Source organism: Streptococcus sp. 27098_8_134, from assembly GCF_041431675.1.
GTDB classification, from domain to species: Bacteria; Bacillota; Bacilli; order Lactobacillales; family Streptococcaceae; genus Streptococcus; species Streptococcus sanguinis_R.
This window is the reverse complement of the sequence record NZ_JAPVYD010000001.1, coordinates 261,674-288,394: the sequence shown is the minus strand read 5'-3', so window position 1 is coordinate 288,394 and position 26,721 is coordinate 261,674. Positions and strand designations below refer to the sequence as shown.

The following is a 26,721-nucleotide window of genomic DNA, read 5'->3' as shown; positions in this document are numbered from 1 at the left end:
AGCTATTTTGTCTAGATTGATGGAAGTCATCTTTCATCTGACGAGATTTGGTTTCTTGAATACAAACTGAATACGAAAAACTGAGGCAGATCTGTCTCAGTTTTCTTTTCCAAAGAAAAAGGGGGGACTATTTAGTTCGTCCCTGACTGGAGTCTTGTGGTATAATAAAAGTTATGGTAGAAGTTGTTTTTAAATTATGCAGTCATTTGCTCTTTATTTTCTTTGCCTTTCATCTGCTGTCAACGGTTGTTGAGTGGGAGAGATTTTTCAAGGTTAATGCCGATAATGCGATGAAAATTCGCTTTTTGATTCTCTTGTTTAGCATTGCCTTGGGCTATTTAGTCAGCCTTTTCTTCATTGGTATTTACGATATGAGCCGGGCGATTTTTAATGGTACTTTATAAGGTCATATTTTTGATTTTATGGTATGATAGTATGGATGATTTTAAAAATTTAGAGTAAGGAATCGGTATGGAAAAAATTATTATTCAAGGTGGAGATAATCGCTTGGTCGGAAAGGTCAAGATTGAAGGAGCAAAAAATGCGGTCCTGCCTCTCTTAGCAGCGACAGTCTTGGCTAGCGAGGGTCAGTCTGTTTTGAAAAATGTTCCGGTCTTGTCTGATGTCTTTACCATGAACAATGTGGTCCGCGGTTTAAACACTCAGGTGGATTTTAATCAGGAAGAAAATACAGTTGTTGTGGATGCCACTCAGCCTTTGTCTGAGGAAGCGCCTTACAAATACGTCAGCAAAATGCGAGCGTCTATCGTTGTTTTGGGGCCAGTTCTAGCTCGTAATGGTCATGCTAAGGTTTCCATGCCAGGCGGCTGTACGATTGGCAGTCGGCCCATTGACTTGCACCTGAAGGGCTTAGAAGCCATGGGCGCTCAGATTACCCAAACAGCGGGTTATATCGAAGCGAAGGCAGAGAGACTCAAGGGTGCCCACATTTACATGGACTTTCCTAGTGTGGGAGCAACGCAAAACATCATGATGGCTGCTACGCTGGCTCAAGGCACCACAGTGATTGAAAATGCTGCTCGGGAGCCTGAAATCGTTGATCTAGCCCTATTTTTGAATGAAATGGGAGCCAAAGTCAGAGGAGCGGGTACAGAGACTCTGACGATTGTCGGAGTGGACCAGCTGCGAGGTGCCAAGCATAATGTGGTTCAAGACCGTATCGAAGCAGGAACTTTTATGGTTGCTGCAGCTATGACCAGCGGTGACTTGCTGATTGAGGATGCCATTTGGGAGCACAATCGTCCCCTGCTTTCCAAAATGCAGGAAATGGGAGTGGAAGTGACAGAGGAAGATGAAGGGATTCGGATTCGTTCCGATGTTTCGAAACTTAGACCGGTTGCGGTCAAGACCCTTCCTTATCCAGGCTTCCCAACGGACATGCAGGCTCAGTTTACGGCGCTGATGGCCATGGCAAAGGGCGAGTCTACGATGATTGAGACCGTCTTTGAGAACCGCTTCCAGCATCTGGAGGAAATGCGTCGGATGGGGCTGCACTCTGATATCATGCGTGACACAGCTCGTATCTGGGGCGGAGGCAGCTTGCAGGGTGCTGAAGTCATGTCAACAGACCTTCGGGCCAGTGCGACTTTGATTCTGATGGGCTTGATTGCTGAAGGCGAGACTAAGGTCAGCAAGCTGGTACACTTAGACCGAGGCTACTATAAATTCCATGAGAAATTGGCAGCCTTGGGAGCCAAAGTGAAGCGTGTAAAGGAAGAAGACGATGAGTGAAAATCTTAAATATTTAGGCCGGCAGATTGGCCTTGTTCTACTGGTTCTCCTGGTAGCCGTGATTCTCTTTCTCGTGTCTCTGATGATTGGCTATAACATTATCGGAAACGGTAAGGGCTCAGTTTTTTCACCAGAAACCTGGCAAGAATTAATCGGGAAGTTTACTGGAAACTAGCTCCTAGTCGAAAAGACTGGCTGAAATGAATCCAGTTTGCTAAGTTGAAAGAAAGAAGATGAAAAGAAAGACTAGTCAGAAAAGGAATTCTAAGAGCCTGCAAGGCTGGGCTGGGCTGACTCTGGCCTTTATTTTGGCTCTGGCTGGCTATTTCTGGGGACAGGATGGTCAGCAGCCACTTCAGAGTCCAAATTCAGAAATCAGAGTTGGGCAAGTTCAAGATCAGGGCACCCCTAGTCGGAAACTGGCTGAGAGCGTTCTGACGGATGCTGTCCGAGCTCAACTCAAAGGCAGCATTGAATGGAATGGAGCTGGTGCCTTTATCGTGAATGGGAATAAGACAGACTTGGATGCGGGGATTTCTAGCAAACCCTACGCTGACAATAAGACCAAGCTTGTACAAGGGCAAACCCTTCCGACAGTGGCGAATGCCTTTTTATCCAAGTCTACCCGTCAGTACAAAAAACGGGAAGAAACTGGAAATGCCAACACTTCATGGGTACCGGCAGGCTGGCATCAACTCAAGAACCTCCCTGGTGAGTACAACCACGCTGTGGACCGAGGACATCTCTTGGCCTATTCGCTGATAGGTGGTTTGAAGGGCTTTGATGCCTCCACCAGCAATCCTGCTAATATCGCTGTGCAGACGGCCTGGTCCAACCAAGCCAATGAAGCAGACTCGACAGGGCAGAATTACTACGAGACAAAGATCCGTAAGGCCCTTGATAAGAACAAGCGGGTGCGCTACCGGGTAACCTTGATTTATGCCACGGAGACTGATTTAGTGCCAGTTGGTTCTCATCTAGAGGCCAAGTCCAGCGATGGCAGTCTGGAATTCAATGTCTTTATCCCGAATGTGCAAAAAGGGATTCGTTTGGACTATAATAGTGGCAAGGTCAGTCAGGAGACGGGTTCTTAATTTTATACTCAAAAATGGATTTGCAAAGAGTATTCAATAGTATGAAAAGAAATGGTTGCAGATTTGTAGTCATTTTCTTTTATACTAATAGATGAAAGAAGGCGAATTTTTCAGTCTTCTTTAAGAAAGCGGTGGTAAAATCAACGTTCTCTTACAATCTAGTAAAGGAGGTTGCGATGAGACTTATTTTTAAAAGCATCCGGTTCCTCATGCGTCTGATTGGGCGCGTGGTTTGGGGACTTGCCTGGTCCTTTGTCCTGAGCTTTATGGTTATTGTCGGAATTTTCTATTTTACCACTTCGACAAAACCGGGTACAGAGGGACTGACGCAGGCTGTTCAGACAGCTGTTGGCAGAGTGGATCAATTTTTAAATCACCAAGGCATTTCCACGGGACTTCACAGCAGTGAGGAGACGCAGACGGATCAGCTGACAGATGAGCATGCAACAACAGGGGCTCGTTGGGATCAGCCAAGCGCCACGATTTATATCGATACAAATAATGATACCTTCCGTTCAGCCTATAAGGAGGCCATTGATTCTTGGAATCAAACAGGTGCCTTCACCTTTCAAATCATCAATGACAAAGACAAGGCGGACATTGTTGCGACGGAGATGAACGATGGTAACGTCAGTGCAGCTGGTGAAGCTGAGTCGCAGACCAATCTCCTAACCAAGCGGTTTACCCATGTCACGGTTCGCCTTAATAGTTACTACCTGCTGGACAGTCGCTATGCTTATTCTCATGATCGGATTGTCAATACAGCAGCGCACGAATTGGGCCATGCTATCGGATTAGACCATAATGAGGAGGAATCAGTGATGCAGTCAGCGGGCTCATTTTACAGTATCCAGCCGACAGATATCCAGGCTGTAAAAGACTTGTATCAATCGTAAGCCTATGTTAAAATCTATTTTTTACTTGATTCGACACTTTCCAGAGCAAGTTTTTCTCTTTGTTTTTAACTCAGGAATCTTTGTCTGGCTATGGAAAAGCGGCAATGAGATTGCCAACCAGCTAGGAGTGACAGCGGCTTGGGAAAATCATGTTCCGGCGCCCATTCAGGTCTTCTTCGGCCAGAATATTGAGGCAGTTCAGGGATTTTTTCACAATTCCGCCTTTATGTGGCTAGTCGGGTCCATGATTATCCTTCTGGTTATTCGTCTAATCAAGGGAATGATTAAATTTGTTGTCTTTGCGCTTCTGATTTTGCTGGGAATTTATCTGATTTTGCAGAATCAATCTATTCTCAATAGTTTTATGTAGAGGCTGGGACATAAGTCCTAGCCTCTCAATTGTCTTTGGATTGTCGAGCAAGACGCAGTGGTTGAGTGGGCTCTACTACGCTGATTTCATCAGCTTTTACAGCCCTACTCAACTGTGCGGAGGTGGGACGACGAAATCGAATTCTAACGAATTACCGATTTCTGTCCCACTCTCTTTTTCTTTTGGGGAGCTGAGTTCGCTTTCTCTTGAATTCTGATAGCTGTGCTTCTGGAAATCTGCTATAATGGTCTTATGATTATTTTACAAGCAAGCAAGATTGAGCGCTCTTTTGCAGGGGAGCTTCTTTTTGACAATATTAACCTGCAGGTGGATGAGGGTGATCGGATTGCTCTCGTCGGTAAAAATGGAGCTGGGAAGTCAACCCTACTCAAGATTTTGGTGGGCGAGGAAGAGCCTACTTCTGGTCAGATCAATAAAAAACGAGACCTTTCCCTGTCCTATCTGGCTCAGGATAGCCGCTTTGAGTCGGAGAATACTATCTACGACGAGATGCTGCTGGTCTTTGATAGTCTGCGTCAGCAGGAGAAGCGCTTGCGGCAGATGGAGCTGCAAATGGGAGAATTGTCAGGGGAAGACCTGACTGCTCTCATGACCCAGTACGATCAGCTGTCAGAGGACTTTCGCCAGAAAGGTGGTTTTACCTACGAGGCCGATATTCGAGCGATTTTGAATGGCTTCAAGTTTGACCAGTCCATGTGGCAGATGAAGATTTCTGAACTGTCAGGCGGGCAGAATACCCGTCTGGCGCTGGCTAAGATGCTGTTGGAAAAACCAGAGTTGCTGGTACTGGACGAGCCGACCAACCACTTGGATATCGAGACCATTGCCTGGCTGGAGACTTACTTAATCAACTACAGCGGTGCCCTGATCATCGTCAGCCACGACCGCTATTTCCTAGACAAGGTTGCGACCATCACGCTGGATTTGACCAAGCATTCCTTGGATCGCTATGTGGGTAATTACTCTAGCTTTGTGGTCCAAAAGGAGCAGAAGCTAGCCACTGAAGCCAAGAACTATGAAAAGCAACAGAAAGAAATCGCTGCGCTGGAGGACTTTGTCAATCGCAATCTAGTTCGAGCCTCCACTACCAAGCGAGCTCAGTCCCGTCGCAAGCAGCTGGAAAAGATGGAGCGTTTGGACAGGCCGGAGACCGGCAGTCGCTCGGCTAATATGACCTTCCAATCCGATAAAGTTTCAGGCAATGTTGTGCTGACCTTGGAAGATGCAGCTATTGGCTATGGCGAGGAAGTCCTGTCGGAGCCAATTAACCTTGATATTCGCAAGTTTAATGCGGTAGCTATTGTCGGGCCAAATGGGATTGGAAAGACGACCTTGATTAAATCACTAATCGGTCAAGTGCCCTTCATCAGAGGCAAGGAGCAGCTGGGAGCTAATGTGGAAGTGGGCTACTATGACCAGACCCAGAGCAAGCTGACTCCCAGCAATACGGTTCTTGATGAGCTATGGAATGACTTCAAGCTGACGCCAGAGGTCGAGATTCGCAATCGCTTAGGCGCTTTCCTCTTCTCGGGAGACGATGTCAAGAAGTCTGTCGGCATGCTATCAGGTGGAGAGCGGGCGCGTCTGCTCCTAGCCAAGCTGTCTATGGAAAACAACAACTTCCTCATCCTCGACGAGCCGACCAACCACCTGGACATTGACAGCAAGGAAGTGCTGGAAAATGCCCTGATTGACTTTGACGGTACCCTGCTCTTTGTCAGCCATGACCGTTACTTTATCAATCGCGTGGCCACCCAGATTATCGAGCTCTCTGAGACAGGCTCTACCCTTTATCTGGGTGATTATGACTACTATCTGGAGAAAAAGGCAGAGCAGGAAGCCTTGCGTGAGGAGACGGAGCAGGTCGATTCTGATAAGCCTGCCCCAGCCAATGACTATCAGCTTCAAAAGGAAAACCAGAAAGAACAGCGCCGACTGGCCCGCCGCTTAGAACAACTGGAAGCGCAAATTGAGGATTTGGATAGTCAGATCAGTCAGCTTCAGGAAGCCATGCAGGCTACCAACGACGCCAGTGAACTCATGGAGAGCCAGCAGCAAATCGACCAGCTGACTGCCGCCCAAGAAGAAGCCATGCAAGAGTGGGAAGAACTTGCGGAGAAGGTGTAGGAAAAGAATAGAATCAGACGAGCAACCTGCAGGAGTGAGCAGTTTCCATGAGGAATGAGCTTTATAGAGTCTGTAGTAAACATCAGGAAAAGATCGTACTCAGTGTGCTTCAGTTATTATGCTCGTTAGGATTTTGATAACTGAAGCACTTTATTAAGGAAAAAAAGGAGATAATGATGGATTTTCTAGTAATATTTATGATTGCAATGCTAGCAATTTTTGCTTTTGTCGGTTGGATAGTTTATTGGGCGATTAGTCGTTCTGCTAAAAAGAACAAAGAATATCAAGCCTTTGCTTCCGAGCACGGCTATCAATTTGACAAAGCACAAGGTAATGACTATTACAGAGATTATTCCAAGCAAAAAACAAGTAATGATCTCACACTAAAACTTTCCCAGAATCCGTATGTAGAAAAATATGCTCATTTTAGTCATTATCCATTTGGTCGTGGAAATATGGTAAAAGTTGCCTATGTAATTTCAGGTAGCTACAATGGTTCTCAATTTCGGGCTTTCACCTATCATTTTGAGGGGAATTCAATTGAGAATTCTGGTCCCGGTGGTGTATTCAGTATTGTTATGATTCAGTGCCCCGATGCACCAAAAGGTCAGCTTTTAGAGCAAATGTTTTATGAAAATGGAGTGCTCTGTGAATACCTTCGAGAAAACTTGAATGTAGAAACGATTCATGAGAGAATTGAGAAATTGGCTTATATTGCAAACGCAAAATGAGTCTTCCCGGTTTTCAATTCAGAGATTTGGTAATAGGAAGTATATAGTTAATTAGAAAGAGCTTAGAATGTTTTTTAGAAGACGGCGTATGTATTTAAATCAATATTATGACAAAGCTATTTATTTTGATCGTAAGACCCACGAAGTATTAGAAGCGCCAAAAAGCAAATTATTAGACACAGAGAAATCAAGTAAAATGAACAGGCATATTCCTTTATTAGTTGTTCTCTTTATAGCTAGTGGAAGTGGCATTTCTTCCTTCTTTAGTCTATTTTTACAAGGAACTTATAGCATGACTACTTTTTGGAGTGTTATTCTTATTTGGCTAGGAGAGTTTACTTTTATCACTATCCTCGTAGAACGGGCCTTGTATCGAAATGTCAATAGAGCGCAAGTGACTACTCAAACGGTCAGCCTTTTTACTATTTGTGATTCAGAGGATTTAAAAGAAAAGAACTTGAGCGAAAAAGAGAAGCGCAATAATACTTATTTATTTAACGCTTTGTTGTTCACTATTCCTGCAGTAGGTTTCTACTATGTCTATGATTTTATTTTTCATTTCAAAGATTTTTTGGGGCAACCAATTGGAGGTGAGATTTTTAAGATTATATTTGCAGGGCTTTTGTTAGGAATTGCTTTTGTTATATATAATCAGAATAATATTTCTGGTATTTTAGACATAACAGAAAAATTTGAGTCTGGAAAATTAAGAGTAGTATGTAGAGACGATGAAAACTCTGATGTATATTTAGAAGTGAGCGTTGGAACAGATGGAGCTATTTTGACAAAAGAGCTACATGATTATAAAGCTGGGGCTTAGCTGATTTGAAATTAAATAAAAGTGAGTGAAGCAGTAGAGATTATAAAGTTTAGTAACAGAACTTCAATAAGTAATTAGAAAGAGGTTAGTATGTTTTTTCTTAGACGTCGTCGAGTATTTATTGGCGAATGTGATGGTCAGGCGGTCTACTATGACCAGCAGACTAGAGAGGCTTTAGCAGCTCCCAAAAGTTTTCTGCTCAATACGGAAGGTGCTTATAAGACCAATGCCTACATTCCTGAAATGGTTATTTTTCTGATGGCAGGTGGGTCAGGGGTTTTTGGATTCTTTTCAGCCTTGTCCATTGGTGTCTATAATTGGACCAGTTTGACCTATATCCTGCTATTTTGGTTGGCTGAGTTTCTGTTAATGGTCGCTATTCTTGAGCGAGGGCTTTATAAAAATGTTCGCAAGGCTCAGCCGACAACAGAGAAGGTGTTTTATTATGCGGCTTCCCATAATTTGATGGTGGGTGACGAGAATTTTGACCCAGCTAAATCATCTTCAACAATCTATCGAATTGCTCGCTACATAATAATTGCTGCTGTTATATATTTAGTATGTGTTTTTTACGGCTATACTCAAAAGTTTGGTCAGCCTATTGAGACCAATTACGATTTTTGGATAGCTGGATTTATGTTCTATATACCCTTTTTGTTTTATAACCAAAACAACCCTGTTCGTTTTGTAAAGATTATGAAGCTGTACAGTCAAGGGAAAATCTTGTTCAAGAAAGAACCGGAGAGCGAAACTTGTAACTAAGTGTTAGATAAAACAGTCGATCGCAGAAGGTAAGTGTTATATCTTTAACAAAGCGAGGAGTAGCTGCTGCGACAGTTGCTGTTTTGTGACACAATTTGTTGCCTATCCTCAAATGGAAGATTCTCAAGGATATGAGCCTTTCTGCCAGATGAAATTTGGAGATTAAAAATGAAAAAAATCAGTATTTTCGGTGCAGACTTTGAACGAAGTAAGAAAATCGTAACGAACGGAAAGTTTGCCTTAACCGCCGGTATGCCAAATCCTATTCATATGGGGATGATCAATCGGCTGTTTACGGTCGTGTTTTGCATATTTATCTTTTTTGGAATTATGGTTTACTTTCTATTAATTGCTTTGCCAAGTAGTGTAGGTCAAAGTGGAGAAGTACACTATCTTTCTCATCAATCGGTTTCTTTGTTTCACACAATTGGGCAAATAATGCGACCAATCAGTATAGTTTTCTATCTAACTTTCCTTTTTGGATCTATCCCTGTTTTTTGGCCCAAGAAACGCTTGAACAGTCAGCTTTGGACTTACTTTCCTTTTTATTTTTCAATGTCAGTTTGTGCTTTTATATCAGGGTTTTATTTTGCCAGTGCGGTAGCTTACGATGCTTATACAGTGGTGGGATTCTGGTTTCAGTTCTTCTTAGGAATCGTTCTCTTTTTCTGGATTATTACTAATAGTATCCAGAATCTGAAAAGGAGACTGAACGATGAAGAAGAAAAGTCAATCCTTAAGAACGTGATGATGATTACAGTCGGAACGATGGTAGTTCTCTTTCCGGTATCACTGGTCTATCATCTAATGAATCAACTACCGGTCCTTTGGTATTTTTATATTTTTGGATTATTTTTGGTGGTTTGGTTTGTCATTGGCGCCTATTTTATAGCTTTTATGATGAATGTGCATATTTTTCAAGCCTACTATATCTACAAGTACCCGGAAGAGTATAAAACCTATTTAAAAATTTCAGATAGAGAATGGTATAGCAAAGGATATTATAAAAAGCTGGTCAAAAGCGGCAAGCTAGAAGAAGAAACAACACAAGAGAATGGAGAAGAAAATGAGTAAAAAATTATTAGCTTTAGGAAGTGCTATAAATAAAGAACTAGATCGGAATATTAAACCTAAAAAGCAAGGATGGAGCTGGCCATGGTAAAAAAAATAAGATTGTTATTTGCTGTGGATAATGGTATGGGCACTAATTTAAAAGGAACAGGTTTAGCTGCAGAGTACTATCCTTTTTCAAGAGATATTGTTTGGAGAAAGCTAGATAAGGAAAGCATACGGAATCACCAAAACATAGCTAAGAAAATAAGCAGATTAACTTGGATGTCTTCGCCATTTTTGATTGTCCCGATTATGGCTTTTATCGCTGGTTATTCTGATAATTACATTGTTCCTCAAAAAGAGTTCGGCCTTTTTTCTTTTCTATTACCAATGATCTTAGGAATTTGGTTTTTTATACTTTTTGAACTATGGATGGTTTCAATTAGAAATACTTATCCTTTGATTGAAGCTCCTAGTAGTACTGTCCAGAAAGAATATTTTGAAGTTATACACGATATAACTTTAAAACATAATGATGTTTTGAAACAGATAAAAACACCTTATCTTGCAAACATTTTAGTAGTTTTGTTTATTGTCTTTGCAGTTATTCCTTTTGTTTATTGGTTTTATTTTATGCCAAGTACAATCATAGAGTTTATAATAAAATTAGTTGTGCTTGCTATATTACTTTCTTTGGTTCCAAATATTATATGGAATGGCATAGTTAAAACTGTTATAAATAATAAAATTTTAGATAAATTAAATTATGAATTGGAGAATGAAAATGGAAAATAATAACCCTATTTTACCAATTGGTTCGGTTGTCATAAACCAGTTGAGATCAAACCATGTAATGTCTGTATGTCTAGCAGAATTAAAAAAATGCTTTTAGAGATACAAAGGCCAAATTTTTTGAGGTAGAAAATGAGTGAAAAAATATAGTTTTAGGACCAGAAGAATTAAACAAGAACTACTTTCAATCACTAGGTGCGACACGAGCTTCTGTTGGGATGCTTGGTTTGGCCTGGTCCGGTATATTTGCCTTAAGTATTGCCTTGTCGCATGTGTATTATTTTATAAAAGATCAACTCAAATTGAATCCCTTTTCTAATCTTATATTCCTATTTTTTTGCGTATACCTTCTTTTTATGCTGATATGTCAAGTTATTTCTTTCAATCAAAAATTGATTTATAGACATCAATTTTTTGGTACAGCCATGCTTTTTGCAATGATTAATGGATTACTTCTGTCATTAGTTTTGACCGATTATGTTATTGTTGTACTCACTAATAATTTATTGAGAAATTCTTTTATATATACCATTATTTTTGGGCTTAGTTCTCTGATTCTATTTTGGGGTTTAATCCTTTATAATGTAAGATGGCTAAAGAAACAATTAGAAACAGGCTTTTCCGAGCAACGGACTAATGCCAACTATGTTGCTGCTTCGAGTGTCTATAGTAAACCCTCTATTTGGATAATTCTAGGAGCTACCTTGCTTGGGGGAATGATGGTTGGTTTGATAACCGGCTATTATAAGCAAATATTAGGTATTTTTGGTAATCTAGTGTTTATATCAGCTTTCTCGAGACTCATTGTTGAAGTCGGATATTTACTTAAATTGAGAGCGAAAGATAAGACTTACTGGGAAGAAGTACCAGAAGAATTATATAATCAGAGTTTTTTAAAAACTTTAGATTTCAAAAAGACTAAGCCTCGTTTGATTACAGAGGTAATTCTATTTCTTGGTATTATTGTTTGTTTGCAATTATTGCATATAGATGCTGAAAATAGTCCGATTTGGCTAATATGGTTTATAAGAATTTTTGGCTATACGATTGTCTTGGATGCTACGGGGAGTTTTATTTATTATCAGTTTAAAAAGAGGAAGAAAAGAAAGTGCTGAGAACTATATCAACCTGACTTGTTTTAATTGTTGGTATATAGAGAGGAAAGGATGAAGGATGTTTTTTAGGAAAGTTATTTATATAGGGGAAAGTGATGGTCAGGCTATTTATGTAAATGTAGAAAAGCCAAGAGACCCCTTAGCAGCTCCTAAAAGTAAACTATTGAATACAGAGGCATCGCGTGGCAATCGGAAACAAATCATTTTAATTACATCATTTCTGATTGCTTTTAGTGGTGTGATGCAGCTTTTTCCTGAGACACGATTGTTTGGTGGTGTCTATGGCTATGGTACTTTGGTTTATTTTCTAATTGTTTGGTTTCTGGAAGGTACTCTTTTGCTGGTCATAGTAGAGCGAGCCCTTTATAAGAATGTTAAGTTGGCACAGCCAACCAGTAAAGAAAATTTTAGACGGGCAGTTGATACTAATCTTATTTGGGGTAATTTTGGCGATAAGAAGGTTACTCTTGGCAAGAAGATATTCGCTTGGATTTTCACAGTATTTATGGCTTTAATGGGACTGATTGGTCCAATTTTAGTCATATCTATTCTAGTTTTTAATATGATAGGGACACCTATCGGCAGTGAGATTATCACTTTAAGCTTTATGGGTATTTTACCAGCTGCAGCAGTTCTGTTATTATGGCAAAACAATATGGTTAGATGGTTTATGGCTGTTGAAAGATATAGAAAGAATAGATACAATAAAATTTCATAAAAAGAAAATACAAAAAAACTAGGCTGGAATAATTTCCAACCTAGTTTTCTGTATGGGAATTTTTAAGTGCTTCTTTGGTTTTCTTAAGCTCTTTTTTCAGCGAGAAGTTTTTTAGCATGCTGATGAGAAAGGTCGTGACAGAGCCTAGGAGCACTGAGACTAAAATCAATATGATTAAGGGAAGTTTGAAGCTGAACAGGATAAAGCTGACGTTGACACTCTGCATATTGGCCAAGGAAATACCAGCAACCAATAGAATGGTAATTAAAAGCAGAATATAATGCAATTTTTCTTTCATAGTGATTCTCCTGTTTATCTATTCAAACTCAGCCTTGCTCTTGATATCTCCATATTCTTCTGGGATTTCTTGGGCAAGGATATCTTCATAAGCGGCTAGTTGAATATCTGAGCCATATTTGTTTTTCAGAGCGGTGGTCACCAGACGGTAGGCCAAGTTCGCATTGCGGGACAAGATAGGGCCATGGAAGTAGGAGCCAAAGACATTTTTATAATGAACACCCTCGCAACCATCCTCTTGGTTGTTGCCATTTCCATAGACGACTTTGCCCAGAGGTTTTTCATCGTCCGAGAGGAAAGTCCGTCCTTGGTGATTTTCAAAGCCGTAGTAGGTCTCATTGAATTCTTCGTTATGAATCTTGATGTCACCGATATAGCGATTATTGGTTTGATTAAGGGTGTAATGTCCCATAATACCTAGGCCTTCGATACGTCGGCCAGAAGCTTCGATATAGTATTGGCCTAAGAGTTGGAAACCACCGCAGATAGCTAGCACTACGCCGTTTTCATTGATAAAGCTTTCCAAAGCTTCTTTTTTAGCTGGCATGTCACGAGCCACGATCGTTTGCTCATAGTCTTGACCTCCGCCAAAGAAGACGATGTCGTAGCTGTCCTTGTCAAAGTCATCTTCTAGAGAGACGATATCGACTTCAACTCTAGCGCCTAGCTTTTCAGCCACATACTTGAGCATGAGGACATTGCCGTTGTCACCGTAGGTATTCATGAGATTGCCATAGAGGTGGGCAATCTTTACATTGTAGCGATAGTCCTGGTTTTCGGGAGAAGTGAGGGATCTGTATACCATTAGTTCATCTCCTTTCTGACCACTTGCCGTTCTGCTAGTAACTCGCGGAATTCCAGCATGGCAGTATAAGTTGCTAAGATATAGGCATGCTTGGTTTCTTGCTGTTCAATGGTCTTGAACACTGCTTCCAAGTCCTTAACTTCGGTAATCTGATCTGCTGGATAGCCCGTTACCCGCAGTCGACGAGCAATCTCGGAGTGGCGCACACCGCCTGCAATGACATGAGGAATCTCCATCTCTAGAATTTTCTCAAAGTCAGCATCCCAGATCCAGCTGGTATCAATGCCGTCCGCATAGTTAGCATTGAGCAGGATAGACAAGCTAAAGTCAAAGGGCGCCAGTCCAATCATATCCAAAGCTTGGGTGGCACCGACTGGATTTTTAATCAAGACTAAGGTACATTCCTTATCGCCGATTTTGAAAGTTTCCTGACGGCCAAAGACAGCTCGGCTCTTGTCAAAGCCAGCCTTAATAGTAGCCGGCTCAACACCAAAGAACTGAGCCACTGATACAGCGGCCAAGGCATTGTAGATATTATAAAGACCGCCGATATTGATTTGATAGTCTTGACCATCAATGGTAAAGGCCGAGCGGTTATGCTCAAGTGTTTTGAGAGCGGTCAGGCTGTAGTCAAGCTTAGGACGCTTGAAGCCGCAGTCCTCACAGATATAAGCCCCCAGATTGGCATAAGTGTTGAGCTCGTATTTGAGGATATGCTCGCACTTGGGACAGAGAATGCCCTCTGTATTGTAGTGAGCCAGCTGAGCTTGGCCTTTCTCGGTATCAAATCCATAGTAGCGTACAGGATTCTTCAGGCTTACGGAGTTAAAGAGGGGGCTGTCACCATTCATCAGTACAGTTGCTTCAGGCACTTTAGCTGCAGCATCCAGAATCATCTGGTAGGTCGTGTAGATTTCCCCATAGCGGTCCATCTGGTCACGGAAAATATTGGTAAAGACGAAGAGGCTAGGCTTGATATAATCACAAATCCGAGATAGGCTGGCTTCATCTATTTCCAGCACAGCGATATTTTTGCCAGATTTGCCTTTTTTAGCAGTCAGGAAGGTTGTCGTGATTCCGGTAATCATATTGGCACCGCTGGGATTGGTCACCACTTCTCCAAAGGCTTCCTTGAGAATGCCTACTGTCAGAGCTGTAGTCAGTGTTTTACCATTGGTTCCGGTAATAACCACGACCTCATAGTTTTTTGCTAGGTTTTGCAAAATATTTTTATCAAATGTCAGGGCAACTTTCCCTGGCAGAGTCGATCCACGCCCCATTTTGTTGAGAACAAAGTGGGAGGACTTGCCCGCCAAGAGGCCCAAGGCTGTATTTATCTTCATAAGAAATATTTTATCATAAAAAAGTAAAGAAGGTTACAGAAAAATATTGACAAACGTGATATAATGGGTTGGTAAGTCTTTAAGCGTTAAGACCCACTGTAAAATAAAAAGAGAGAAGTTAATTGAGTAAACTCTGACTACAAGACAAAATCAGGCTGTTACTAGATTTAATAAGTTCGATTTGTTGCTACAGCTGTTTGATTTTGCTTGTAGAGGAGTAGGAAGTCTAAGTATGAATTTTCAACAACTAACCAATCTCCAATATTGGGCCAGTTTGTTTTCTGACCCTTGGAGGATTGTAATTAATATTATTGACGTCGCTATCGTCGCATGGATTCTATATTATCTAATCAAGGCCATTGCCGGTACCAAGATTATGATTCTGGTCCGCGGGGTGCTCTTCTTTATCTTGGCACAGTTTTTTGCCAATATCATCGGCTTGACCACCATTTCTTGGTTGATCAATCAGGTCATCACATACGGGGTCATTGCGACCGTGGTGATTTTCTCGCCAGAGATTCGGGCAGGATTGGAAAAGCTCGGCCGAGCAACAGATATTTTTTCTACAACGCCCATCAGTAACGAAGAAAAAATGGTTCAGGCCTTTGTCAAGTCTGTTGCCTATATGAGTCCGCGGAAAATCGGGGCTTTGGTGGCCATTCAGGGAACCCGCACCTTGCAGGAGTACATTGCAACAGGGATTCCTTTGGATGCAGATGTGTCTGGAGAGCTGCTAATCAACATTTTTATCCCCAATACGCCATTGCATGATGGAGCTGTCATCATAAAAAACAATAAGATTGCGGCTTCCTGTGCCTACCTGCCTCTGACAGAAAGCAGCGGCATCTCTAAGGAGTTTGGAACCCGGCACCGCGCAGCTATTGGCCTGTCTGAAGTATCCGATGCGTTTACTTTTGTTGTTTCAGAAGAAACAGGTGGGATTTCCACTACGCACAATGGAATTTTCAAGCATGATCTGACTTTGGATGAGTTTGAGATAGAGCTGAGAAAGGTCTTCTTATCAGAGCAGGACAAGCCAGCAGGTTTGAAAAAACGCTTCATGGGAGGATGGAAGAAATGAAAAAACGTAAAAAAATTCTTTATATCATCTCTTCGTTTTTCTTTGCCCTAGTGCTGTTTGTCTATGCAACCTCTAGCAGTTATCAAAACAATACTGGAGTTCGACAGGTCACATCCGAAACTTATACCAATACGGTTTCCAATGTGCCAATTGACATCAAATATGACAGCGAGAATTACTTTATCAGCGGCTTCACTTCTGAAGTCTCCGTCGCCCTGACAGGCTCCAACCGAGTCAATCTAGCCAGTGAAATGCAGGAAAGTACTCGGAAGTTTCGAGTCGTTGCTGATCTTTCCAAGGCTACAGAAGGCACAGTAGAAATTCCGCTAAAGGTTGAAAACCTGCCAAGCGGTCTGACTGCTACAGTGACTCCGCAGAAGATTTCGGTTAAGATTGGTAAAAAGGCTAGCAAGAAGGTTGAAGTCCGCTACCTCATCACAGACAGCCAGGTGGCTGAAAATGTGTCTATCAGTGGTGTGACCTTGGAAAATAAGGAAGCTACTGTAACCAGTGACGAGGAGACCCTGTCTAAGATAGAGTCTGTCGTAGCTATTCTTCCGACCAATGTCATTATCACTGGCAACTACAGCGGAACAGCACCGCTGCAGGCTGTTGATGGGCAGGGAAATGTCATGCCAAGCGTGGTGACACCATTTGAAACGACTATGCGTGTCAACACTAAAACAGCAGACAGTTCAGGCTCGTCCTCCTCTAACAGTAGCTCAAATACGAGCTCATCAAATAAAAACTAAATAAAATTTTGAAAATAAACTTGGATTAAAGCGGTCTGCCTTGCTTGCAGCCTAAATCTTTACATCCAGGTCTTATGAAAGGAAACTATTTATAATGGGTAAATACTTTGGAACCGATGGTGTTCGCGGAGAAGCAAATGTGGAATTAACGCCGGAATTGGCCTTTAAACTCGGTCGCTTTGGTGGTTATGTTCTGAGCCAGCACGAAAGTGAAGTTCCTCGGGTCTTTGTTGGCCGGGATACTCGAATTTCAGGAGAAATGCTGGAAAGCGCCTTGGTTGCAGGACTTTTGTCCGTTGGGATTCATGTCTATAAATTGGGTGTCATTGCAACGCCTGGTGTGGCTTATCTGGTCAAGTCAGAGAAAGCCAGCGCCGGAGTCATGATTTCTGCCAGCCACAATCCAGCTTTGGATAATGGTATCAAATTCTTTGGTGGTGACGGTTATAAACTGGATGATGAGCGTGAATTGGAAATCGAAGCTTTGCTGGACGCAGCAGAAGATACCTTGCCACGTCCAAGTGCCGAAGGTTTAGGTGACTTGGTGGATTATCCAGAAGGACTGCGCAAGTACCAACAATACTTGGTTTCAACTGGCTTAGAACTAGAAGGAATGCATGTGGCCTTAGATACGGCTAACGGTGCGGCTTCTACCAGCGCTCGTCAGATTTTTGCAGACCTCGGCGCTCAGTTGACGATTATTGGAGAAAATCCAGACGGCCTCAATATCAATCTGAATGTCGGCTCTACACATCCAGAAGCTTTGCAGGAAGTTGTCCGTGAGTCTGGTGCAGCAATTGGTCTGGCCTTTGATGGAGATAGCGACCGCTTGATTGCTGTGGATGAAAATGGTGAGCTGGTAGATGGTGACAAGATTATGTACATTATCGGTAAATACCTGTCTGAAAAAGGCGAGCTGGCGCAGAATACCATTGTTACGACCGTCATGTCCAATCTTGGCTTCCATAAGGCTTTGGATCGCGAAGGTATCCAAAAGGCTGTGACAGCAGTTGGTGACCGCTATGTAGTAGAGGAAATGCGCAAGAATGGCTATAATCTAGGTGGCGAGCAGTCTGGACATGTTATCATCATGGACTACAATACGACAGGTGACGGTCAGCTTTCAGCTGTGCAATTGACCAAGGTCATGCAGGAAACAGGTAAAAAACTATCCGAATTGGCTGCTGAAGTAACCATCTATCCGCAGAAACTGGTCAATATCCGTGTGGAAAACAGCATGAAGGATAAGGCGATGGAAGTTCCAGCTATCAAGACAGTGATTGAGAGAATGGAAGCTGAAATGGCTGGCAATGGCCGGATTTTGGTTCGTCCGAGCGGAACTGAGCCTCTGCTGAGGGTCATGGCTGAAGCACCAACTGACGAAGAAGTAAATTATTATGTAGATACCATTGCTAATGTTGTTCGAGATGAAATTGGGATAGACTAATAAATGTAAAGAAACTGAGACATAATGTCTTGGTTTTTTTATATTCGTATGAATTTTTAAACACTTTGAATAAAAATGTTGATAAATTGCAATACTCTTGGTATAATAAGCTACGAAAGGAGTATAAGATGAAAAATAAGAAAACACTTATTCTTAAAATTTTAATCTTGTTAACGGCTATTGTTACAGGTCTTGGTTTGGCTGCTAGGACACAGGCTGCTGAGGTAACAGATTATACCCAGCAAACAAGCATTACCAAAGATGGTGTGCCATTAACAAGTGACTCAACAGTTATGACCAATGAAACCTTGTCTGTAACAACTAGTTTCACATTCCCGTCATCTCAAACTATCGCTGAAGGCGACACCCTTACTTTCTCACTGCCGCAGGAATTAACCCTGATTACTCCCTTAAACTTCCAAGTATCTGATGTTGTCAATCACAAGGGAGAAGTAGTCGGAAAAGCTCAAGCGAATCCAGCAAGTCAGACTGTTACGGTAACCTTTAGTAATTACTTTACTAACTACACCGAACAAAAAGAAATGTCCCTGACTTTTAATGTACGAGTTAATAACGACAAGGTACAAAATTCAGAGCCGGTTTCCTTCAAATTTGGCCAGACAGATTTTTCTTTCCAATACGAAAAGGTAGAAGGAACTGCTGGTGAATATGAAATGAAATATGGTTACCAAGACAGTAGCGATCCAAAGATTGTCAAGTGGCGCATTATCCTGAATGCAAGACAGGACATGCTTCGTAACATGGTGATTTCAGACAACTTTGGCGATGGTCTGACATTGGTACCAGGTACACTGCGCGCAGTTCGTTATGCTCCTGTAGAAGGTGGCATCCGCAATGAAGCGCACTTGCTGACTCTGCCTGTTTTGGATAACTTCACTAACAAGGCAGTTCTTACGCAAAATGCTAATGGTGATGCCAATGGATTTACCATTAACTTTGGTGATAACTACAACTGGCCAATGTACATCGAGTACTCTACTCGTGTACCAGATGGTGTTCAAGTAGGCGATGTGGTTAACAACACCTTGTCTTGGACAGCTAAAGGCTTCCCAGAGCGTACTATTACTAAGTCAGTCCGCTTAGAAGATGGTTCTGGTAAAGGAAGCGCTCTGCTAGCAAAAGACGTAATGATTAAGGCTCAGAAGAAGCTTGTTAATAAAGAGTTAGAAAAAGGTCAATTTACCTTTGGTCTCTTTGACGAAAGTGGTAACTTGCTTCAAACAGTTACCAATGAAGCAGACGGCTCTATCAACTTCAAGGCTTTAAACTACAGTGCTGCTGGTACTTACCGCTACAGCATCAAGGAAATCCCAGGAAATGATCCTAACTACGTCTATGATGACAAGGAAGCACAGCTGACAGTTACTGTAACAGACGTTAATGGTGAGCTTTTAGGCTCTGTCAAGTATGACTTGGATCCAGTCTTTACAAATACTTATAGAGGTAATGATCCAGGCAAGTCAGTTCAGCCGCCAACTCCTGGCAATAACAACAATCCAAACAACAACCCAAATAATAATCCAAACAATAATCCAAATAATACCCCAGGCAATGGTAACAATACCCCTGGTAACAGTTCCGACAATCCAAAGGGTGGAACAGACAATCCAGGGAATGGAAATAACAATTCAAACAACGGTACCAATGATCCAGGTGCTGCAGGAGGCAACAAAAAGGTTCTGCCTAAGACTGGTCAAGAAACGACACTTTGGCTGTCACTTGCAGGTTTGGCAATCTTAGTTGGCTTTGGAAGCTATGTCTTTCTTCAAAAAAAGACTAGATAATATTCAAAGGTTTTAAGAGTTTTCTCTTAAAGCCTTTTTACATACTTTTCCATTTGAAAAAACGGAGTAATCATGTTAGAATAGACCTAGTAATTTTTAAAGGATAGAGGTGTTATCGTGGCTTTTGGAGATAACGGACAACGTAAAAAAACAGGATTTGAAAAATTGACGATGCTGGTCGTGATTATCATGCTCATCGTGACAGTTGGAGCTATCTTTGCTTCCGCTCTCAGCGCAATCTTTTAATCCAAACGCTTCAGGGCGTTTTTTTAGACTAGAAAAAGAGAATAGAAAAAATGAGTATGTTTTTAGATACGGCCAAGATTCAAGTTAAGGCTGGCAATGGTGGCGATGGCATGGTGGCCTTTCGCCGTGAAAAATATGTTCCTAATGGCGGTCCTTGGGGCGGTGATGGCGGTCGTGGCGGCAATGTTGTTTTTGTTGTAGACGAGGGCCTGCGCACCCTGATGGATTTTCGCTACAATCGCCACTTCAAGGCTCAGTCTGGTGAAAAGGGTATGACCAAGGGTATGCATGGCCGTGGAGCTGAGGACTTGATTGTTCGTGTACCGCAGGGGACGACGGTTCGTGATGCTGAGACGGGCAAGGTGCTGACGGACTTGGTAGAAAATGGCCAAGAATTTATCGTAGCGCGTGGTGGCCGAGGTGGTCGTGGAAATATCCGCTTTGCAACGCCTAAAAATCCTGCTCCAGAGATTTCTGAGAACGGAGAACCAGGTCAAGAACGGGAGCTTCTGCTTGAGCTTAAGGTCCTAGCAGATGTTGGTCTGGTTGGCTTCCCATCTGTCGGAAAATCAACTCTGCTTAGTGTTATCACAGCAGCTAAGCCTAAGATTGGTGCCTATCATTTTACGACAATCGTGCCCAATCTAGGAATGGTTCGTACTCACTCTGGAGAGTCCTTTGCAGTAGCAGATCTACCAGGTTTGATTGAGGGAGCCAGCCAAGGGGTCGGACTGGGAACTCAGTTTCTCCGTCATATTGAGCGGACACGGGTCATCCTGCATGTCATCGATATGTCAGCTAGTGAGGGGCGTGATCCTTATGAGGACTATCTAGCTATCAATAAAGAGTTGGAATCCTATAATCTTCGTCTTATGGAGCGCCCGCAGATTATTGTTGCTAACAAGATGGATATGCCAGATAGTGCTGAAAATCTCAAGGTATTCAAAGAGAAATTAGCGGCTAATTATGATGAGTTTGCGGAGCTGCCACAAATCTTCCCAATTTCCAGTCTGACTAAGCAAGGACTTGCGACTCTCTTGGATGCGACTGCAGAGTTACTGGATAAGACACCAGAGTTCTTGCTTTATGATGAGTCTGAAATGGAAGAAGAAGCTTACTATGGCTTTGACGAAGAAGCACCAGCCTTTGAAATTTCTCGTGATGATGATGCGACTTGGGTGCTGTCTGGTGATAAACTTGAGAAACTTTTTAATATGACTAACTTTGACCGCGATGAGGCAGTCATGAAATTTGCCCGTCAGCTGCGTGGTATGGGCGTTGATGAAGCCCTTCGTGATCGCGGAGCCAAGGATGGGGATTTGGTTCGCATCGGCAAGTTTGAGTTTGAATTCGTTGACTAAGGAGGCTTGCAATGGGTGATAAACCAATATCCTTCCGCGATGAAAATGGAAATTTTGTCTCTGCAGCCGACGTCTGGAATGCAGAAAAACTAGAAGAGCTCTTTAATAAACTCAACCCCAAACGCAAGCTGCGTCTGGAAAGAGAAGCATTAGCGAAAGCAGAAGAGGAATAAGATAAAAAGCAGCTGAGCAGGAAATAATCCTACTCAGCTGCTTTTTTGCGCCAAAGATGTATTCGTTAAGGTAATTAACCTTTGTTTTAAGCAAAGATTTTAGGGCTGACTGCTTTTATTCGAGGGAGAGCAGCTAGGCAGACACCTAGAACGATAAGCTTGTCTGCATAGTCAGTTAGTATTTGTACGAGGACGATACTAAGGACGGGGTTGACTCCCATTCCCCGCAGGGCTTGGACGATGAGGCTGGATCCGCTGGATGTTATGCCCCCGAAGAGCAGGACAGTGATTGCAGAGGCTACTAGGGTACCCGGAAGGGCTACCAATAGGGTTTTCCAGAGAAGACTGAGCTTTAAGCTTCCTTTTTCTTTAAAAAACCAAGCTGCTGAAAGAGCAATGATGATAGCGGCTGGCGAGTAGTAGAGAGAAAAGATATCGGTTGTCATCCAGCCAATGAGGGCGCTGAGAAAGGCAACGCCAGCCCCAGCAAGAGGCCCTAAGGTCAAGCTAGCTAGAATCGTTCCAAAGGTATCTAGATAGATAGGTAATTTCAGAAATAGTGCAATATTAGCTCCCACGTAGTTGAGAGCGATACAGATAGACAAGAAGCTTAGGATAAGGGGTGTCGATTTTTTCATGATAAAATTTTCCTCATAAAAGTGATGATAGGTCTCGAGCAATCGTTTCCTTAGGCTGATTCAGGAGGATAGCTAAGAAGTCTTGGAAGAAGAGTGAGGGACTGACTTGAGTTGCAATATAGGCATTGGCTGGTTTATGATAGAAGTTATAAGCATCAACCACGGTCTGTCCAAGAGCAATGCCTTCGGTCACGATTTCAACATAGGAGTCGAAGCCCATACAAAGATCTTCATGCAGAAAATGAGCAATAGCCAGCGGATCGTTGATGACACAGCCGGTGATGTGTTCATATTCCCAGTGAAAGTCCCAGTAGAAACGCGTGATACGACCGACAAACTCAGCTACTTCTGGCTGTAGAAAACGCATGTACTCTAATAGATTGGGGGTGAGGACGATGGCGCGTGTGACATCTAGTCCAACCATCTCGATTTTTCGGCCTAACTTTTGATAGACAAATTGAGCGGCGTGTGGGTCACACCAGTAGTTATACTCGGCTACAGGTGAGCAGTTGCCATGAGATTTGTAGCTGCCGCCCATACTGACAAAGCGTTTGATATGTTTTCCAATTTGGGGATTTTGCTTTATTGCCATTGCTAGATTAGTCAATGGTCCCAAGGCGATTAGTGAAGTGTCCTGAGCCTTCTGGAAATAGGTAGCCAGAAATTCAGATGCTTTCTGAGGCTGGGGCTGACAATTGCTTGTTCGATTGATTCTGCTCTCGCCTAAACCATCCATACCGTGGGTATCTTGAGCTGAAACAAAATCGCGGACTAGAGGTTTTTCTGCCCCTGCATAGACTGGTATATCTAGCCGGTTCAGTTTTTCTAATATTTTAAAGGCATTTTCAACACCAAGGTCTACTGGGACATTTCCAGCGACGATGGTCAGTGCTACTACTTCTAGATTGGGATGTTGAATTGCATAGATTAGGGCTAGACTATCATCTATACCAGGGTCGCAGTCGATAATGACTTTTCTTTTCATGAGTTCTCCTTTGCTTATATAAAAATGAGGTTGAGACAATCGGTCCCAACCTCTTAACTGTCTGACTAATCGAGGAGACAGCAAAAAAACTATGCGCAAGACATTTTATATACAATATAAAGGCACTTAGTTTTTTATTCTGGGAAGTTTTCGAACCAGTCCAAAACCGAGGTTTTGATTTCTCTATTTTTCTATCATAAATAAAAATAAGGAAAAAGTCAATGGGAGTAAGCCTAACATGGTCACCCCCATCTTTTTATGGTATAATGAAAAAAATAAGTAGGAGAAGTGATAATTATGGCAAAAACGATTCATACAGATAAAGCACCAGCAGCGATTGGACCTTATGTTCAAGGAAAAATTGTCGGCAATCTTTTGTTCGCGAGCGGGCAAATTCCCCTGTCTCCTGAAACTGGAGAAATCATTGGGACGACTATTGAAGAGCAGACCCAGCAGGTGCTGAAAAATGTTTCAGCCATTTTGGAAGCCGCTGGAACAGATTTTGACCATGTAGTCAAGGCTACTTGCTTCTTGAGTGATATCAATGATTTTGTGGCCTTTAATGAAGTTTACAAAACGGCCTTTACAGAAGCATTTCCAGCTCGTTCAGCAGTCGAAGTGGCTCGCCTGCCTAAGGATGTGAAGATTGAGATTGAGGTTATTGCCGAGATTCTCTAAAAAAGAGCGGGGGAAAACCACTCTTTGACAGATTCTATCTGATGAAAGGATTATTATGTCTGAGAAGAAAATTCAGCTTGTCATTGTGACTGGAATGAGCGGGGCGGGGAAAACCGTAGCCATCCAGTCCTTTGAAGACTTAGGTTATTTTACCATCGACAATATGCCGCCAACTCTGGTGCCGAAGTTCTTGCAGCTGGTCGAAGGGACTACTGACAATGATAAATTGGCTCTGGTTGTCGATATGCGCAGCCGTTCCTTCTTTTTGCAAATCCAGAACGTTTTGGATGATTTAGAGCAAAATGAGAATATAGATTTCAAGATTCTTTTTCTAGATGCGGCGGATAAGGAGTTAGTGGCTCGTTACAAGGAAACGCGTCGCAGCCATCCGTTGGCAGCTGATGGACGGATTTTAGATGGGATTAAACTGGAGCGTGAACTCTTAGCCCCTCTGAAGAATCTCAGCCAAAATGTTGTGGACACAACAGATTTGACACCACGGGAGCTCAGAAAGACCATCTCTGAGCAATTTTCAAATCAGGCTGACATGCATAGTTTCCGCATTGAGGTTATGAGTTTTGGTTTCAAATACGGTCTGCCCTTGGATGCTGACTTGGTTTTTGATGTGCGCTTTCTGCCTAATCCCTACTATAAGCCTGAGCTACGCAATCAGACAGGCTTGGACAAGGATGTCTTTGACTATGTCATGAACCATGCCGAGTCAGAAGAATTTTACCAGCATCTGCTGGGCTTGATCGAGCCCATTTTGCCAGGCTATCAGAAGGAAGGAAAGTCTATCCTGACGATTGCTGTTGGCTGTACAGGTGGTCAGCACCGCAGTGTAGCCTTTGCTCAGCGCTTAGCAGATGATTTGGCTAAAAATTGGCCGGTCAATGCCAGTCACCGCGACAAAAACCGTCGGAAAGAAACGGTGAACCGCTCATGAGAAAGCCACGAATTACAGTCATTGGCGGTGGAACAGGAATTTCAGTTATTTTAGACAGCCTGCGTAAAAAGGACGTAGAGATTACAGCCATTGTTACAGTAGCAGATGATGGCGGCAGTTCTGGTGAGCTGCGGAAAAACATCCAGCAGTTAACTCCGCCAGGTGACTTGCGAAATGTCCTGGTAGCTATGTCCGACATGCCAAAGTTTTATGAGAAGGTCTTCCAGTATCGCTTTGCGGAAGGAGACGGTGTTCTAGCGGGGCATCCCTTGGGCAATCTGATTATTGCCGGCATTTCCGAAATGCAGGGCTCAACTTATAATGCCATGCAGCTTCTGACCAAATTTTTCCATACGACAGGAAAAATTTACCCTTCTAGCGACAATCCACTAACTCTGCATGCTGTGTTTGCAGATGGGACGGAAGTTGTAGGTGAGAGCAATCTGACCAGCAAGAGCGGGATGATTGAGCGGGTCTATGTTACCAATACCTATGATGACAAGAAGCCTGCTGCTAGCAAAAAGGTGGTTGAAAGTATCCTGGAAAGCGATATGGTGGTTCTGGGACCAGGTTCGCTATTTACCTCAATCTTGCCTAATCTCGTTATCGAGGAAATTGGTCAAGCTCTTTTGGATACCAAGGCAGAAGTGGCCTATGTCTGCAATATCATGACCCAGCGCGGCGAAACAGAGCATTTTTCAGACAGCGATCACGTCCAAGTCCTGCACCGTCATTTAGGCAGGAAGTTTGTAGATACAGTCTTGGTTAATATCGAACCTGTCCCTCATGAGTACATGGACAGCAACCAGTTTGACGAATATCTGGTACAGGTGGAGCATGATTTTCAAGGATTACAAGAGCAGGTTCCGCGCGTTATTTCTTCGAACTTTCTTCGTTTGGAAAATGGCGGAGCGTTCCATGATGGTGAGTTGGTCGTTGACGAATTGATGCAGATTATACAGGTACGCAAATGAGCTTTACAGTAAAAGTAAAAGAAGAACTGTTGAGTCTGGCAAGCAGAGATAAAAATGAGCTGTCAGCCATGATCAAGATGTCTGGCAGTTTGGGCTTGGCCAGCAGTGGTTTGACCCTGTCTGTCACAACAGAAAATGCTAAGATTGCCCGCCATCTCTATGAGTTACTGTCGGACCTTTATCAGGTCAAGTCAGAAATCCGCCATCATCAGAAGACCAACTTGCGCAAGAATCGAGTTTATACAGTATTTCTAGATCAGAAAGTAGAAGAAATCCTTTCTGATCTGCACTTGGCTGACTCCTTTTTTGGTATCGAGGCCGGGATTGACCAGGCCATTTTGTCAGATGACGAAGCTAGCAGATCCTACCTCCGGGGAGCCTTTCTCTCAAATGGCAGTATGAGGGAGCCAGATTCAGGTAAGTACCAGCTGGAAATCCTGTCCGTTTATCTGGATCATGCTGAGGATTTGGCTGCCTTGATGCGCCGTTTTCTGCTGGATGCCAAGACCATTGAGCGCAAGAAGGGGGCTGTCACTTATCTGCAGCGGGCTGAAGACATCATGGATTTTCTCATTGTCATCGGTGCTATGGAAGCCATGGCTGAGTTTGAGTCTCTTAAGCTCATGCGGGAAGCGCGCAATGACCTCAACCGCGCTAATAATGCGGAGACAGCGAACATCGCTCGTACGGTCACAGCCAGTATGAAAACCATCAACAATATTGCTAAAATCAGCGATAATATCGGCATTGAGAGTTTACCTGTAGACCTGCAGGAGGTAGCCCAGCTTCGTATCCAACATCCAGACTACTCCATCCAGCAGCTAGCTGATAGTCTGAGACAGCCACTGACTAAGAGCGGTGTCAATCATCGCTTGAGAAAGATTAATAAAATCGCAGATGAATTATAAAAGCTGCTGAGCTCGAGCTCAGCAGCTGTTT

At 42.8% G+C, this 26,721-nt stretch carries 30 protein-coding genes and 1 riboswitch; of the genes, 25 read left to right on the top strand and 5 right to left on the bottom strand.

What is annotated here, in order from left to right:
- The first annotated feature begins 173 nt into the window (after positions 1-173).
- The 14 genes from O3620_RS01300 (at position 174) to O3620_RS01235 (ending at position 12,251) form a co-directional block, all read left to right on the top strand.
- On the top strand, positions 174-404 hold the full coding sequence (locus O3620_RS01300; protein WP_002895990.1) for a DUF1146 family protein: 231 nt from the start codon (positions 174-176) through the stop codon (positions 402-404).
- Positions 405-471: 67 nt separating this feature from the next.
- A complete protein-coding gene (gene murA, locus O3620_RS01295) occupies positions 472-1,752 on the top strand; it encodes a UDP-N-acetylglucosamine 1-carboxyvinyltransferase (RefSeq protein WP_002897900.1) in 1,281 nt (426 codons plus the stop codon).
- On the top strand, positions 1,745-1,927 hold the full coding sequence (locus tag O3620_RS01290; protein ID WP_002910183.1) for a DNA-directed RNA polymerase subunit beta: 183 nt from the start codon (positions 1,745-1,747) through the stop codon (positions 1,925-1,927). The genes murA and O3620_RS01290 overlap by 8 nt, the downstream gene beginning before the upstream one ends.
- A gap of 58 nt (positions 1,928-1,985) precedes the next feature.
- On the top strand, positions 1,986-2,846 hold the full coding sequence (locus O3620_RS01285; RefSeq protein WP_002919358.1) for a DNA/RNA non-specific endonuclease: 861 nt from the start codon (positions 1,986-1,988) through the stop codon (positions 2,844-2,846).
- Between the two features lie 176 nt (positions 2,847-3,022).
- Positions 3,023-3,742, top strand: coding sequence for a matrixin family metalloprotease (locus tag O3620_RS01280; protein WP_032912968.1), 720 nt, complete (start codon positions 3,023-3,025; stop codon positions 3,740-3,742).
- A 4-nt stretch (positions 3,743-3,746) separates the two neighbouring features.
- Positions 3,747-4,112: a hypothetical protein gene (locus O3620_RS01275; RefSeq protein ID WP_002910181.1), complete on the top strand. Its 366-nt coding sequence runs from the start codon at positions 3,747-3,749 to the stop codon at positions 4,110-4,112.
- 252 nt (positions 4,113-4,364) lie between these two features.
- Positions 4,365-6,260, top strand: coding sequence for an ABC-F family ATP-binding cassette domain-containing protein (locus O3620_RS01270; protein ID WP_371601345.1), 1,896 nt, complete (start codon positions 4,365-4,367; stop codon positions 6,258-6,260).
- A 173-nt stretch (positions 6,261-6,433) separates the two neighbouring features.
- A complete protein-coding gene (locus O3620_RS01265) occupies positions 6,434-6,991 on the top strand; it encodes a hypothetical protein (protein ID WP_002919352.1) in 558 nt (185 codons plus the stop codon).
- Positions 6,992-7,079: 88 nt separating this feature from the next.
- The gene (locus O3620_RS01260; protein WP_002919351.1) at positions 7,080-7,811 is read left to right on the top strand and encodes a hypothetical protein; all 732 of its coding nucleotides are present in this window, start codon (positions 7,080-7,082) and stop codon (positions 7,809-7,811) included.
- 90 nt (positions 7,812-7,901) lie between these two features.
- Entirely contained in the window at positions 7,902-8,573 is a 672-nt protein-coding gene (locus O3620_RS01255; RefSeq protein ID WP_002919350.1) for a hypothetical protein, read from the top strand.
- Between the two features lie 168 nt (positions 8,574-8,741).
- Positions 8,742-9,647 (top strand): hypothetical protein, encoded by a 906-nt coding sequence (locus O3620_RS01250; protein WP_002919348.1) that lies wholly within the window; start codon positions 8,742-8,744, stop codon positions 9,645-9,647.
- 69 nt (positions 9,648-9,716) lie between these two features.
- A complete protein-coding gene (locus O3620_RS01245; RefSeq protein WP_371601344.1) occupies positions 9,717-10,421 on the top strand; it encodes a hypothetical protein in 705 nt (234 codons plus the stop codon).
- 215 nt (positions 10,422-10,636) lie between these two features.
- Entirely contained in the window at positions 10,637-11,533 is an 897-nt protein-coding gene (locus O3620_RS01240; RefSeq protein ID WP_002919346.1) for a hypothetical protein, read from the top strand.
- A gap of 58 nt (positions 11,534-11,591) precedes the next feature.
- A complete protein-coding gene (locus tag O3620_RS01235) occupies positions 11,592-12,251 on the top strand; it encodes a hypothetical protein (RefSeq protein WP_002902718.1) in 660 nt (219 codons plus the stop codon).
- Between the two features lie 40 nt (positions 12,252-12,291).
- Here the strand turns inward: O3620_RS01235 and O3620_RS01230 are convergent, their stop codons facing one another.
- Genes O3620_RS01230 through murT form a run of 3 tightly spaced genes read right to left on the bottom strand, consistent with a single transcriptional unit; the run spans position 12,292 to position 14,696 of the window.
- A complete protein-coding gene (locus tag O3620_RS01230; RefSeq protein WP_002902722.1) occupies positions 12,292-12,549 on the bottom strand; it encodes a LapA family protein in 258 nt (85 codons plus the stop codon).
- A gap of 18 nt (positions 12,550-12,567) precedes the next feature.
- The gene (gene gatD / locus O3620_RS01225; protein ID WP_002902723.1) at positions 12,568-13,353 is read right to left on the bottom strand and encodes a lipid II isoglutaminyl synthase subunit GatD; all 786 of its coding nucleotides are present in this window, start codon (positions 13,351-13,353) and stop codon (positions 12,568-12,570) included.
- Complete coding sequence (murT, locus tag O3620_RS01220) at positions 13,353-14,696, bottom strand: lipid II isoglutaminyl synthase subunit MurT (protein WP_002902724.1); 1,344 nt, start codon at positions 14,694-14,696, stop codon at positions 13,353-13,355. Before murT ends, gatD begins: the two co-directional genes overlap by 1 nt.
- A gap of 232 nt (positions 14,697-14,928) precedes the next feature.
- Here murT and cdaA point away from each other — a divergent pair, with 232 nt between their 5' ends.
- From cdaA to O3620_RS01185, 7 genes are all read left to right on the top strand, one after another.
- Complete coding sequence (gene cdaA, locus O3620_RS01215) at positions 14,929-15,777, top strand: diadenylate cyclase CdaA (protein ID WP_002902726.1); 849 nt, start codon at positions 14,929-14,931, stop codon at positions 15,775-15,777.
- Positions 15,765-16,529, top strand: coding sequence for a YbbR-like domain-containing protein (locus O3620_RS01210; protein ID WP_002902728.1), 765 nt, complete (start codon positions 15,765-15,767; stop codon positions 16,527-16,529). Before cdaA ends, O3620_RS01210 begins: the two co-directional genes overlap by 13 nt.
- Before the next feature lie 94 nt (positions 16,530-16,623).
- Entirely contained in the window at positions 16,624-17,976 is a 1,353-nt protein-coding gene (glmM, locus tag O3620_RS01205) for a phosphoglucosamine mutase (RefSeq protein WP_002902729.1), read from the top strand.
- A gap of 65 nt (positions 17,977-18,041) precedes the next feature.
- The gene (locus tag O3620_RS01200; RefSeq protein WP_371601343.1) at positions 18,042-19,781 is read left to right on the top strand and encodes an Ig-like domain-containing protein; all 1,740 of its coding nucleotides are present in this window, start codon (positions 18,042-18,044) and stop codon (positions 19,779-19,781) included.
- 117 nt (positions 19,782-19,898) lie between these two features.
- Positions 19,899-20,027 carry a DUF4044 domain-containing protein gene (locus O3620_RS01195; RefSeq protein WP_002895969.1) on the top strand — a complete coding sequence of 43 codons (129 nt, stop codon included), beginning with the start codon at positions 19,899-19,901 and terminating at the stop codon, positions 20,025-20,027.
- Positions 20,028-20,077: 50 nt separating this feature from the next.
- Entirely contained in the window at positions 20,078-21,388 is a 1,311-nt protein-coding gene (gene obgE / locus O3620_RS01190) for a GTPase ObgE (RefSeq protein ID WP_002906917.1), read from the top strand.
- Positions 21,389-21,399: 11 nt separating this feature from the next.
- Positions 21,400-21,561 (top strand): hypothetical protein, encoded by a 162-nt coding sequence (locus O3620_RS01185; protein WP_002895966.1) that lies wholly within the window; start codon positions 21,400-21,402, stop codon positions 21,559-21,561.
- Between the two features lie 86 nt (positions 21,562-21,647).
- On the opposite strand, the gene O3620_RS01180 is transcribed toward O3620_RS01185, so the two are convergent.
- Positions 21,648-22,199: an ECF transporter S component gene (locus O3620_RS01180; RefSeq protein WP_004187607.1), complete on the bottom strand. Its 552-nt coding sequence runs from the start codon at positions 22,197-22,199 to the stop codon at positions 21,648-21,650.
- A 13-nt stretch (positions 22,200-22,212) separates the two neighbouring features.
- Positions 22,213-23,184: a nucleoside hydrolase gene (locus tag O3620_RS01175; protein ID WP_371601342.1), complete on the bottom strand. Its 972-nt coding sequence runs from the start codon at positions 23,182-23,184 to the stop codon at positions 22,213-22,215.
- A gap of 120 nt (positions 23,185-23,304) precedes the next feature.
- A riboswitch (PreQ1 riboswitch) is annotated at positions 23,305-23,349 on the bottom strand.
- Positions 23,350-23,481: 132 nt separating this feature from the next.
- Between O3620_RS01175 and O3620_RS01170 the strand changes: the two genes are divergently transcribed.
- The 4 genes from O3620_RS01170 to whiA are packed head-to-tail and all read left to right on the top strand — an operon-like array spanning position 23,482 to position 26,690.
- A complete protein-coding gene (locus O3620_RS01170) occupies positions 23,482-23,862 on the top strand; it encodes a RidA family protein (protein WP_002895964.1) in 381 nt (126 codons plus the stop codon).
- Positions 23,863-23,917: 55 nt separating this feature from the next.
- On the top strand, positions 23,918-24,808 hold the full coding sequence (rapZ, locus tag O3620_RS01165; RefSeq protein ID WP_060976261.1) for an RNase adapter RapZ: 891 nt from the start codon (positions 23,918-23,920) through the stop codon (positions 24,806-24,808).
- Entirely contained in the window at positions 24,805-25,782 is a 978-nt protein-coding gene (locus tag O3620_RS01160) for a YvcK family protein (RefSeq protein WP_060976260.1), read from the top strand. Before rapZ ends, O3620_RS01160 begins: the two co-directional genes overlap by 4 nt.
- Positions 25,779-26,690 carry a DNA-binding protein WhiA gene (gene whiA, locus O3620_RS01155; RefSeq protein ID WP_060976259.1) on the top strand — a complete coding sequence of 304 codons (912 nt, stop codon included), beginning with the start codon at positions 25,779-25,781 and terminating at the stop codon, positions 26,688-26,690. The genes O3620_RS01160 and whiA overlap by 4 nt, the downstream gene beginning before the upstream one ends.
- Positions 26,691-26,721: the final 31 nt, after the last annotated feature.

What these genes read in the sequence shown, in the direction of transcription:
- O3620_RS01230 (WP_002902722.1), bottom strand. Translation starts at nt 12,549, where the DNA reads ATGAAAGAAAAATTGCATTATATTCTGCTTTTAATTACCATTCTATTG.
- O3620_RS01255 (WP_002919350.1), top strand. Translation starts at nt 7,902, where the DNA reads ATGTTTTTTCTTAGACGTCGTCGAGTATTTATTGGCGAATGTGATGGT.
- O3620_RS01270 (WP_371601345.1), top strand. Translation starts at nt 4,365, where the DNA reads ATGATTATTTTACAAGCAAGCAAGATTGAGCGCTCTTTTGCAGGGGAG.
- O3620_RS01285 (WP_002919358.1), top strand. Translation starts at nt 1,986, where the DNA reads ATGAAAAGAAAGACTAGTCAGAAAAGGAATTCTAAGAGCCTGCAAGGC.
- glmM (WP_002902729.1), top strand. Translation starts at nt 16,624, where the DNA reads ATGGGTAAATACTTTGGAACCGATGGTGTTCGCGGAGAAGCAAATGTG.
- O3620_RS01260 (WP_002919351.1), top strand. Translation starts at nt 7,080, where the DNA reads ATGTATTTAAATCAATATTATGACAAAGCTATTTATTTTGATCGTAAG.
- O3620_RS01275 (WP_002910181.1), top strand. Translation starts at nt 3,747, where the DNA reads ATGTTAAAATCTATTTTTTACTTGATTCGACACTTTCCAGAGCAAGTT.
- O3620_RS01175 (WP_371601342.1), bottom strand. Translation starts at nt 23,184, where the DNA reads ATGAAAAGAAAAGTCATTATCGACTGCGACCCTGGTATAGATGATAGT.
- O3620_RS01280 (WP_032912968.1), top strand. Translation starts at nt 3,023, where the DNA reads ATGAGACTTATTTTTAAAAGCATCCGGTTCCTCATGCGTCTGATTGGG.
- murT (WP_002902724.1), bottom strand. Translation starts at nt 14,696, where the DNA reads ATGAAGATAAATACAGCCTTGGGCCTCTTGGCGGGCAAGTCCTCCCAC.
- O3620_RS01185 (WP_002895966.1), top strand. Translation starts at nt 21,400, where the DNA reads ATGGGTGATAAACCAATATCCTTCCGCGATGAAAATGGAAATTTTGTC.
- O3620_RS01170 (WP_002895964.1), top strand. Translation starts at nt 23,482, where the DNA reads ATGGCAAAAACGATTCATACAGATAAAGCACCAGCAGCGATTGGACCT.
- O3620_RS01245 (WP_371601344.1), top strand. Translation starts at nt 9,717, where the DNA reads ATGGAGCTGGCCATGGTAAAAAAAATAAGATTGTTATTTGCTGTGGAT.
- O3620_RS01210 (WP_002902728.1), top strand. Translation starts at nt 15,765, where the DNA reads ATGGAAGAAATGAAAAAACGTAAAAAAATTCTTTATATCATCTCTTCG.
- O3620_RS01240 (WP_002919346.1), top strand. Translation starts at nt 10,637, where the DNA reads ATGCTTGGTTTGGCCTGGTCCGGTATATTTGCCTTAAGTATTGCCTTG.
- rapZ (WP_060976261.1), top strand. Translation starts at nt 23,918, where the DNA reads ATGTCTGAGAAGAAAATTCAGCTTGTCATTGTGACTGGAATGAGCGGG.
- gatD (WP_002902723.1), bottom strand. Translation starts at nt 13,353, where the DNA reads ATGGTATACAGATCCCTCACTTCTCCCGAAAACCAGGACTATCGCTAC.
- O3620_RS01160 (WP_060976260.1), top strand. Translation starts at nt 24,805, where the DNA reads ATGAGAAAGCCACGAATTACAGTCATTGGCGGTGGAACAGGAATTTCA.
- O3620_RS01235 (WP_002902718.1), top strand. Translation starts at nt 11,592, where the DNA reads ATGTTTTTTAGGAAAGTTATTTATATAGGGGAAAGTGATGGTCAGGCT.
- O3620_RS01180 (WP_004187607.1), bottom strand. Translation starts at nt 22,199, where the DNA reads ATGAAAAAATCGACACCCCTTATCCTAAGCTTCTTGTCTATCTGTATC.
- obgE (WP_002906917.1), top strand. Translation starts at nt 20,078, where the DNA reads ATGAGTATGTTTTTAGATACGGCCAAGATTCAAGTTAAGGCTGGCAAT.
- cdaA (WP_002902726.1), top strand. Translation starts at nt 14,929, where the DNA reads ATGAATTTTCAACAACTAACCAATCTCCAATATTGGGCCAGTTTGTTT.
- O3620_RS01290 (WP_002910183.1), top strand. Translation starts at nt 1,745, where the DNA reads ATGAGTGAAAATCTTAAATATTTAGGCCGGCAGATTGGCCTTGTTCTA.
- O3620_RS01265 (WP_002919352.1), top strand. Translation starts at nt 6,434, where the DNA reads ATGATGGATTTTCTAGTAATATTTATGATTGCAATGCTAGCAATTTTT.
- O3620_RS01250 (WP_002919348.1), top strand. Translation starts at nt 8,742, where the DNA reads ATGAAAAAAATCAGTATTTTCGGTGCAGACTTTGAACGAAGTAAGAAA.
- O3620_RS01300 (WP_002895990.1), top strand. Translation starts at nt 174, where the DNA reads ATGGTAGAAGTTGTTTTTAAATTATGCAGTCATTTGCTCTTTATTTTC.
- whiA (WP_060976259.1), top strand. Translation starts at nt 25,779, where the DNA reads ATGAGCTTTACAGTAAAAGTAAAAGAAGAACTGTTGAGTCTGGCAAGC.
- murA (WP_002897900.1), top strand. Translation starts at nt 472, where the DNA reads ATGGAAAAAATTATTATTCAAGGTGGAGATAATCGCTTGGTCGGAAAG.